Origin of the sequence: Bacteroides sp. RTP31139st1_H2_RTP31139_211217 (assembly GCF_040227615.1) — a bacterium.
Taxonomy (GTDB): domain Bacteria; phylum Bacteroidota; class Bacteroidia; order Bacteroidales; family Bacteroidaceae; genus Bacteroides; species Bacteroides uniformis.
Genome location: NZ_JBCNZM010000065.1, coordinates 6,893 through 15,321, shown reverse-complemented (window position 1 = coordinate 15,321; position 8,429 = coordinate 6,893). Strand labels below are relative to the sequence as shown.

The following is an 8,429-nucleotide window of genomic DNA, read 5'->3' as shown; positions in this document are numbered from 1 at the left end:
GGCTTGTGCCGTGCAGCCGGATGTCATGGCTTTGGGGTAGAAGTAAAGTACAATCTTCTTTCCCTTATAGTCGCTCAAGCGGATTTCTACACCTTTTTCGTTGATACCCAATACTTCGGGTGCTTTATCTCCTATATTCACTTTGTTAATGTTTAATGATTAGTGGATAATGATTAATGTTTAATCATTAATTTCAAACTTCCAAGTCTCCGTCGATAATCTCATGCCAAGGCAGGCCTTGTTTGTTGAGCTGTTCCATGAATGGGTCCGGATTGAATTCTTCAACATTCCATACACCCGGTTTTTTCCACAATCCCTTGAGGAACATCATGGCACCAATCATGGCGGGCACACCGGTGGTATAGCTTACGCCCTGCATACCGGTTTCCTTGTAGGCCTCCTGGTGGCTACAGTTGTTATATACATAGTAGGTACGCTCTTTGCCATCCTTTAGTCCGCGGATGCGGCAACCGATGGATGTTTCGCCTTCGTAGTTTTCGCCCAGGTCTTGCGGGTTGGGGAGGACGGCTTTCAGGAATTGCAGCGGAACAATCTTCATGCCGTTATATTCCACTTCGTCTATGCGTGCCATGCCGATGTTCTGGATAACGCGCAGGTGGGTTAGATACTCTTGTCCAAACGTCATCCAGAAGCGTGCACGCTTGATGGTGGGGAAATTCTTCACCAGAGACTCCAGTTCTTCGTGATAAAGCAGGTAGGAGTCGCGCGGACCGATGTTCGGATAAGTCAGGTCTTTGTGGATTTCCAGCGGCTTGGTTGTCACCCATTCTCCGTTTTCATAATAGCGGCCGTTCTGTGTAATCTCACGGATATTGATTTCCGGATTGAAGTTGGTGGCGAATGCTTTATGATGATTTCCGGCATTGCAGTCTACGATGTCCAGATATTGTATTTCGTCAAAATGATGTTTGGCGGCGTATGCAGTATAGATGCCGCTCACTCCCGGGTCGAAACCGCAACCGAGGATGGCGGTCAGTCCGGCATCTTCGAAGCGTTTCTTATAGGCCCATTGCCAACTGTATTCAAAGTGGGCAACATCTTTCGGCTCATAATTGGCGGTATCCAGATAGTTGACTCCACTTTGCAGACAAGCCTCCATGATGGTGAGGTCTTGGTAGGGGAGGGCTACGTTGATGACGATTTCGGGTTTGAAACTATTGAAGAGTGCTACCAGTTCGTCCACGCTGTCGGCATCTACCTGGGCGGTTTTGATGTTCGGGTTACCGATTGCCTTGACAACAGCGTCACATTTGGACTTGGTGCGGCTGGCTATCATGATTTCTGTAAACACATCAGGATTTTGAGCCACTTTGTGCGCAACAACGGTACCTACACCGCCTGCACCGATAATAAGAACTTTACCCATTTCTTTGTACTATATTATTATATTAGGTTTATAAAAAATACGGAGAGCAAATATAAGGGTTAATTCTTAGATAAACATTAAAATCCTGCTAAATACTTTGGGGCAAATGCTTCAAATATTAAACAAATTACTTGCATTTGGGTTATTTTCTATATATTTGCCCCTTGAATAAATTAACTTAAACAACGAATAACAATGAAAAAAGTATTTGTTTCCCTATGCATGGCAAGCGTGTTGATGGGCTTGTCTTCTTGTGCATCAACCAAAAATGCTGCAACTCTTTCTTCCATCAGCGGTGAGTGGAATATTATTGAAGTGAATGGTACTGCCGTAGTCCCTGCTCCGGGTCAGGAATTTCCCTATATCGGTTTTGACACAAAGACTGGAAAAGTATTTGGCAACAGTGGTTGCAACCGTATGATGGGTTCGTTTGACGTGAATGCCAAGCCCGGCACGATTGACCTTGGCGCTTTGGCAAGTACCCGTATGGCTTGTCCGGATATGACTGTAGAAAATAATGTGTTGTCGGCTTTGAACAAAGTGAAAAAGTATAAGAAGCTGGGAAAGGAAAATATAGCTTTATGCGGTGCTTCCAATCGTCCCATAGTCGTGTTGCAGAAGAAAGAATCCGTTTCCAAGTTGTCTGATTTGGAAGGAAAGTGGATAATTAGTGAGGCTGCGGGCGAGGCTATTCCCGACGGAATGGAGAAGCAGCCGTTCATTGAATTTAATATTGCAGAAAAGCGCTTGCACGGCAATGCGGGTTGCAATCTGATTAACGGCGCTTTCCAGGTTGATGATGAAAACCCGTCGGCAATCTCTTTCCCGCAAGTTATCAGTACCATGATGGCATGCCCTGATATGGAGGTGGAAGACCGTGTGCTGAAAGCCTTGAATTCCGTTCAGTCTTTTGGCAAGCTGGCAGGCGGAGGCATCGGGCTGTACGATGCTGACAATAACCTGGTGATGGTGTTGGTGAAGAACTGACAAGATAGGTTGAAATAAAAAAGGCTCTTACAGAAATAATCTGCTAAGAGCCTTTTTTGCATCTTGACATAAAAAGGTCTTTTACTTTTTCTTTAATCCTGCGCGTATCCGGCTCAGGGATTGCGGAGTGATGTAGAGATAAGAAGCCAGATACTTGAGCGGTACATCCTGCAGCAGTTCCGGATTCTCTTCCATCAGCGTCATGTACCTTTCTTTGGCAGTGGGAGGGGTGCCGTAGGCTACTGTGGAACTGTCTACCGACAGAATTTCCCGCTCAAAGATTCTTCTGCCGAAGTTGGCCATGTCTATGGAATGCGAAAAAAGGGCTTCCAGCTCAGGCTTACTGATACAATAGGCGATGCTTTCATTCACCGATTCGATGTTGATGAGGGAAACCTCGCTGTCCACATATCCCCACGATGAGAAAGCTGTGTCGCCCGGTGCGGCGAACCAAAGGGAGTTTTCCGTGCCGTCTGTCAGGTAGTAGGCGCGCCAGATGCCTTTCTTCAAAAGATAGAAGTTGCTGTTCCTTTCCCCTTCGCTGATAATGAGTTCTCCCTTGCTGAAACGAACTTCTGCCATGTGTGACAGAAGTTCGTGCAAAGTGTTTTCCGGTAGTTTATACTTCTTGCAGAATTTCTTTATCATAGTTTCCATGCTGCAAAGATAGTGTAAACCGAAGACAGGACTTTTATGCTTGCATGAAAAAGTTATGTTGGGGTGCAGCCCATCTTGTCTAAAGATACGGATTTTTCTTTATGTTCCTTTTTCCCGGATATGTAAATCACGAGGATAAAGAGGGTTGTCAGCATTTCTGCAAGAGGAGTGGCAAGCCAGATTCCCCGGTCTCCCAATAGCAGGGGCAGTCCGAAAAAGCAGGCTGTCAGCAGGATAAAACCACGCAGCAGGGTGATAACTGTGGCGTATTTGGCACGCTCCACACTCTGGAAATAGCCGATGGATACGATGTTGACGGCAAAGAACACGAAGCCGGTGGCATACAAAGGCAACCCTTTTACCGCTATGTCATAAGCCGGATAACTGCGGTCTATGAACATACCGACAATTTCAGGACTGCAGAATATTGTGACCAGGGCAAAACATACACCGCAGCCTATGGCCGTTTTCAGTGCCAGCAAGTAGGTGCGGTGGACACGTTGGCTCTCGTTCAGGCCGTAGTTATAACTGATAATCGGCTGCGCCGACTGCGCAATGGCATTATATACCATAAATATAATAGGAAAGAAATAGCAGGCAATGCTGAATGCCGCCACTCCGTCTTCCTTCAAATAATGGATGAACACCTGGTTGCCGACAAACATCATGCAGGCAATCGCCACCTCGCACAAGAAGGCGGAGGAACCCAATCGGCACATATAGCCAATGTTGCGGCGCATCAGTTGCATGCTTTTCCGGCTCATCTTAATGGGGTGGAAGCGCAGTGCGCACCGGCGGCGCATCAGATAGAATACTATCATCAATGCACCTACCGTGGTACCTATGGCACTTGCCAGTGCAGCACCGAACATTCCCCAGCCAAAGGGGAAGATGAACAGATAATCCAATAGGATGTTCAGAACGGCAGCCACCCCATTGCACATCATGGCGAAGTTGGGCGAACCGTCCAGCCTCAGAAAAAACATACCCGAATTGAGCAATGCCGTGAACAGAGAGAAAGGCACAAACCAAAGCATGTATTCCACAGCCAATGGCGTGAGCCGTTCAGACCCTCCGAGCAGCTTTACCACCTGCGGGGCAAATGAACAGAATAGGGTGGAGGTGCACATCAGCAACAAGGAAGATATGACTACCGACTGCGTGATATTGATGCGTGCCACCTTGACCTTTCCGTGTGACAGATGAATGGAGGCTACCACAGAGGCGCCGACGCCGAACATAAGTCCCACACCCGTAGAAAACAACCATAGCGGTGCCACAATGTTGACCGCCGCCAAAGCATCACTGCCGATTCCTTTTCCGACAAAGATGCCGTCGGTGATAACGAATAGTGCGGAGAAAATCATCCCCAGTACAGTAGGGAGCAATAGTTTGCGGAACAATGTCTTGATGTCCGTGTTCTTGAAGTCGATACTGTCTCTCATCTTTTCCATACTCATCTTATTTATTTCTTTAATATGTGAAAACCAATCATTTCCGTTGCTACGATTAAGCCCAATGTTAACTAATCCTTAATCGTTCCACCATGGTGGAACGATATTTCCCTCGTGGTGGAATGATATTTTCTCCACGGTGGAACAATATTTTCTCCATGGAGGAACGGTTAAAGGTATGCAAGGGAAATGATTAATGTTGTTCATGTTTTATCATCTCTGATTCGGGCGACAAAAGTAGAGCTTTTGAATGGAATGGAAATTAACAAATGGTAATTTCCGACAGAAAAAATGATTTTAATTCTGCCAAACTGACAGATAAACTGCCACAAGTATAAATCTGCGGCTGCTCTGAACAATTTGGCACAACGTTTGTCTTTTTATTGGCGTCTGCCACTGAGGCGGACGTCGAAACAGAATAATAACAAATAAAAAAAATAACGATCATGGGAAAAATTATTGGTATTGACTTAGGAACAACAAACTCTTGCGTTGCAGTATTCGAAGGTAACGAACCTGTAGTAATTGCAAACAGTGAAGGCAAGCGCACCACTCCTTCAGTAGTAGCATTTGTTGATGGTGGCGAACGTAAAATCGGTGATCCTGCCAAGCGTCAGGCTATCACGAACCCCACCCGTACGGTTTTCTCCATCAAACGTTTCATGGGCGAAAACTGGGACCAGGTACAGAAAGAAATCGGCCGTATGCCTTATAAAGTAGTAAAGGGTGACAACAATACTCCGCGTGTAGACATCGACGGACGTCTCTATACCCCGCAGGAAATCTCTGCAATGATTCTGCAGAAGATGAAAAAGACTGCCGAGGATTATCTGGGACAAGAAGTGACAGAAGCTGTAATTACCGTCCCCGCATACTTCTCAGACTCCCAACGCCAGGCTACGAAGGAAGCCGGTCAGATTGCAGGTCTTGAAGTGAAGCGTATTGTGAACGAGCCGACTGCCGCAGCTCTTGCTTACGGTATTGACAAGTCTCACAAGGACATGAAGGTTGCCGTATTCGACCTTGGTGGTGGTACATTCGATATCTCTATCCTCGAATTCGGTGGCGGTGTGTTCGAAGTATTGTCAACCAACGGTGACACTCACCTGGGTGGTGATGATTTCGACCAGGTAATCATCGACTGGCTGGTTCAGGAGTTCAAGAACGACGAAGGTGCCGACCTGACTCAAGACCCGATGGCTATGCAACGTCTGAAGGAAGCTGCTGAAAAGGCTAAGATTGAACTGTCCTCTTCTACAAGCACTGAAATCAACTTGCCGTACATCATGCCGGTAGGCGGTGTGCCCAAGCACTTGGTGAAGACGTTGACCCGTGCCAAGTTCGAGGCTCTGGCTCACAACTTGATTCAAGCTTGTTTGGAACCTTGTAAGAAGGCTATGAGCGATGCTGGTCTGAACAATGCGGACATCGATGAAGTAATCCTTGTAGGTGGTTCTTCACGTATCCCGGCTGTACAGAAGTTGGTAGAAGACTTCTTCGGTAAAGTTCCTTCCAAGGGTGTGAATCCGGATGAGGTAGTAGCCGTAGGTGCTGCCGTGCAGGGTGCCGTTTTGACGGACGAAATTAAGGGCGTTGTGTTGCTGGATGTTACTCCGCTGTCTATGGGTATCGAGACTATGGGTGGTGTGATGACGAAGCTGATTGATGCCAACACTACCATCCCCTGCAAGAAGAGCGAGACATTCTCTACTGCTGCCGACAACCAGACGGAGGTTACCATCCATGTATTGCAGGGTGAGCGTCCGATGGCTGCACAGAACAAGTCAATCGGCCAGTTCAACCTGACAGGTATTGCTCCGGCACGTCGCGGTATTCCTCAGATTGAGGTGACATTCGATATCGACGCCAACGGTATCTTGAAGGTGTCTGCCAAAGATAAGGCTACCGGTAAGGAACAGGCTATCCGTATCGAAGCTTCCAGCGGTTTGAGCAAGGAAGAAATCGAAAAGATGAAAGCCGAAGCCGAAGCCAATGCCGAAGCAGATAAGAAAGAGCGTGAGAAAGTAGACAAGTTGAACCAGGCCGACTCTATGATTTTCCAAACCGAAAATCAGTTGAAGGAACTCGGCGACAAGCTCCCTGCCGACAAGAAGGCTCCGATTGAAGCTGCTTTGCAGAAGCTGAAAGATGCCCATAAGGCTCAAGACCTGGCTACCGTAGATTCTGCCATGGCCGAACTGAATACGGCATTCCAGGCTGCAAGTGCTGAAATGTATGCCCAGAGCGGTGCTCAGGGTGGTGCACAGGCTGGTCCTGATATGAATGCAGGTCAACAAGGCGGTGCTCAGGATAATACAAAGCATGGCGATAATGTGCAGGATGCTGATTTTGAGGAGGTTAAGTAAGTATAGATAACTACCGAAAGGTATAGATAGATAAATCCGCATAGCTCAATGAGTTATGCGGATTTTCTTTTTAGTTAAACTTTGTATTTCTTTCGTTATATTCGGATATTAACTTTATTTTTGCATCATATCTGTACCAACACTTATTGGTAGATAATGTGACACTTAATAAACATAAGTAATAATAAAGTAGAATTGTATGGGTGCAGCAAAGTTTGAGATAACAAGAAAATGCAAGATTTGCGGTGAGCCATTCGTCGCAAAGACCATCACGTCTTGGTATTGCTCACCAAGATGTTCTAAAGTTGCATTTAAGCGCAGAAAAGATGAAGAGAAAAGAAATGAGCGTTTGGATGCTATAGCCAAATCTATTCCCAAAGACCAAGAGTACATCACCGTTCCAGAAGCCTATTCTATGTTTGGCATCAGCAAGGAAACTCTTTATCGTTTAATACGCAAGGGTGTTATTCCAAGTGTGAATGTCGGGCAACGTCAAACACGAGTAAGCAAAGAAACGCTTATGGAGATGTACCCTCTAAGGAAGAGCTTGCTTAAGAAGCAGCCCAAGCCCATTCCCAAGCTGTATAGTTTGGAACCAAAGGATTGCTATACGATACAGCAAGCGTGTGAGAAATATCACATGAATGATAGTACACTCTATCTTCAAATCAGAAAGTTCTCAATTCCGACTCGGCAAATCGGCAATTTCGTATATGTACCCAAAAAAGAAATAGACAATCTCTATAAATAAGCATCTCTATGAAGAAATCTCTATCCCACACCCGTGTTTCCGTGAAACTTCGCAAGGCAGAGTTTCGCAAGGAATGGTATCTTTACATAGAGTCATATCCGGTTATATCCAAAAACGGTGGCAAGCCACAGCGAGTGCGCGAGTATGTCAACCGTACTATAACCACTCCGATATGGGACAAAAGCAGAACGGCAAGAACAGCTTCCGACGGAAGTGTAACATATAAGCCGAAACGTGATGTCAATGGTGTTATCCTTTGTAAGTCGGAGCTTGACCAAGAATCATGCATCTATGCAGACAAGGTCAGGGCTATTAGACAAAAGGAATACGATACCGCAGGACTTTATTCTGAATCAGAAGCCTCCTTATTGGAACAGAAAGAGAAATCGCAATGCGATTTTATTACATATTTCAAGAGTATAATAGATATTCGGCACAGGAATAGTTCAGACTCTATTATTGTAAATTGGAATCGTGTATATGCACTGATGCTCATCTTTACCGACAATCAGCCAATGATCTTTGCCAACATAGACACAAAGCTGGTTGAGGATTTTAGGTTGTTCCTTTTGGATGCTCCACAAGGAGGTAACAAGAAAGGGACAATCTCGCAAAATACGGCTTCCACCTATTTCGCAATATTCAAGGCTGGATTAAAGCAAGCGTTTGTTGATGGATATTTTGTATCTGATATTGCAGCTAAGATAAAAGGTATAAAAGAGAAAGAGGCAAGAAGGGAGCATCTTACCTTAGAGGAACTTAACCGATAGGTTTGTACCTTTCTCTTATACAAATCTCCGATCCCACGAGACGGAGTACCATCATCT

The 8,429-nt window shown here is 45.7% G+C and carries 7 protein-coding genes and 1 pseudogene (1 of these 8 cut by a window edge); 4 read left to right on the top strand and 4 right to left on the bottom strand.

The features are described 5' to 3' along the window. Together ABUA47_RS12350 and ABUA47_RS12345 are read right to left on the bottom strand one after the other, a co-directional pair. The coding region (locus ABUA47_RS12350; RefSeq protein WP_349831638.1) for a redoxin domain-containing protein at window positions 1-141 on the bottom strand (141 nt) is incomplete at its 3' end. A gap of 52 nt (window positions 142-193) precedes the next feature. Next, entirely contained in the window at window positions 194-1,387 is a 1,194-nt protein-coding gene (locus ABUA47_RS12345) for a saccharopine dehydrogenase family protein (RefSeq protein ID WP_005831761.1), read from the bottom strand. A gap of 195 nt (window positions 1,388-1,582) precedes the next feature. On the opposite strand from ABUA47_RS12345, the gene ABUA47_RS12340 reads away from it, so the two are divergent. Then, complete coding sequence (locus ABUA47_RS12340; protein ID WP_057097800.1) at window positions 1,583-2,374, top strand: META domain-containing protein; 792 nt, start codon at window positions 1,583-1,585, stop codon at window positions 2,372-2,374. Between the two features lie 81 nt (window positions 2,375-2,455). Here ABUA47_RS12340 and ABUA47_RS12335 read toward each other — a convergent pair whose 3' ends face one another. Together ABUA47_RS12335 and ABUA47_RS12330 are read right to left on the bottom strand one after the other, a co-directional pair. Next, window positions 2,456-3,031 (bottom strand): Crp/Fnr family transcriptional regulator, encoded by a 576-nt coding sequence (locus tag ABUA47_RS12335; protein ID WP_005831755.1) that lies wholly within the window; start codon window positions 3,029-3,031, stop codon window positions 2,456-2,458. 53 nt (window positions 3,032-3,084) lie between these two features. Further along, complete coding sequence (locus tag ABUA47_RS12330; RefSeq protein WP_349831632.1) at window positions 3,085-4,485, bottom strand: MATE family efflux transporter; 1,401 nt, start codon at window positions 4,483-4,485, stop codon at window positions 3,085-3,087. A 446-nt stretch (window positions 4,486-4,931) separates the two neighbouring features. Between ABUA47_RS12330 and dnaK the strand changes: the two genes are divergently transcribed. The 3 genes and pseudogenes from dnaK to ABUA47_RS12315 form a co-directional block, all read left to right on the top strand. Beyond that, entirely contained in the window at window positions 4,932-6,851 is a 1,920-nt protein-coding gene (dnaK, locus tag ABUA47_RS12325) for a molecular chaperone DnaK (RefSeq protein ID WP_005831748.1), read from the top strand. Window positions 6,852-7,050: 199 nt separating this feature from the next. After that, the gene (locus tag ABUA47_RS12320) at window positions 7,051-7,602 is read left to right on the top strand and encodes a helix-turn-helix domain-containing protein (RefSeq protein ID WP_117951840.1); all 552 of its coding nucleotides are present in this window, start codon (window positions 7,051-7,053) and stop codon (window positions 7,600-7,602) included. A gap of 8 nt (window positions 7,603-7,610) precedes the next feature. Beyond that, window positions 7,611-8,429: pseudogene (locus ABUA47_RS12315) on the top strand (phage integrase SAM-like domain-containing protein); it runs 507 nt beyond the window's last position.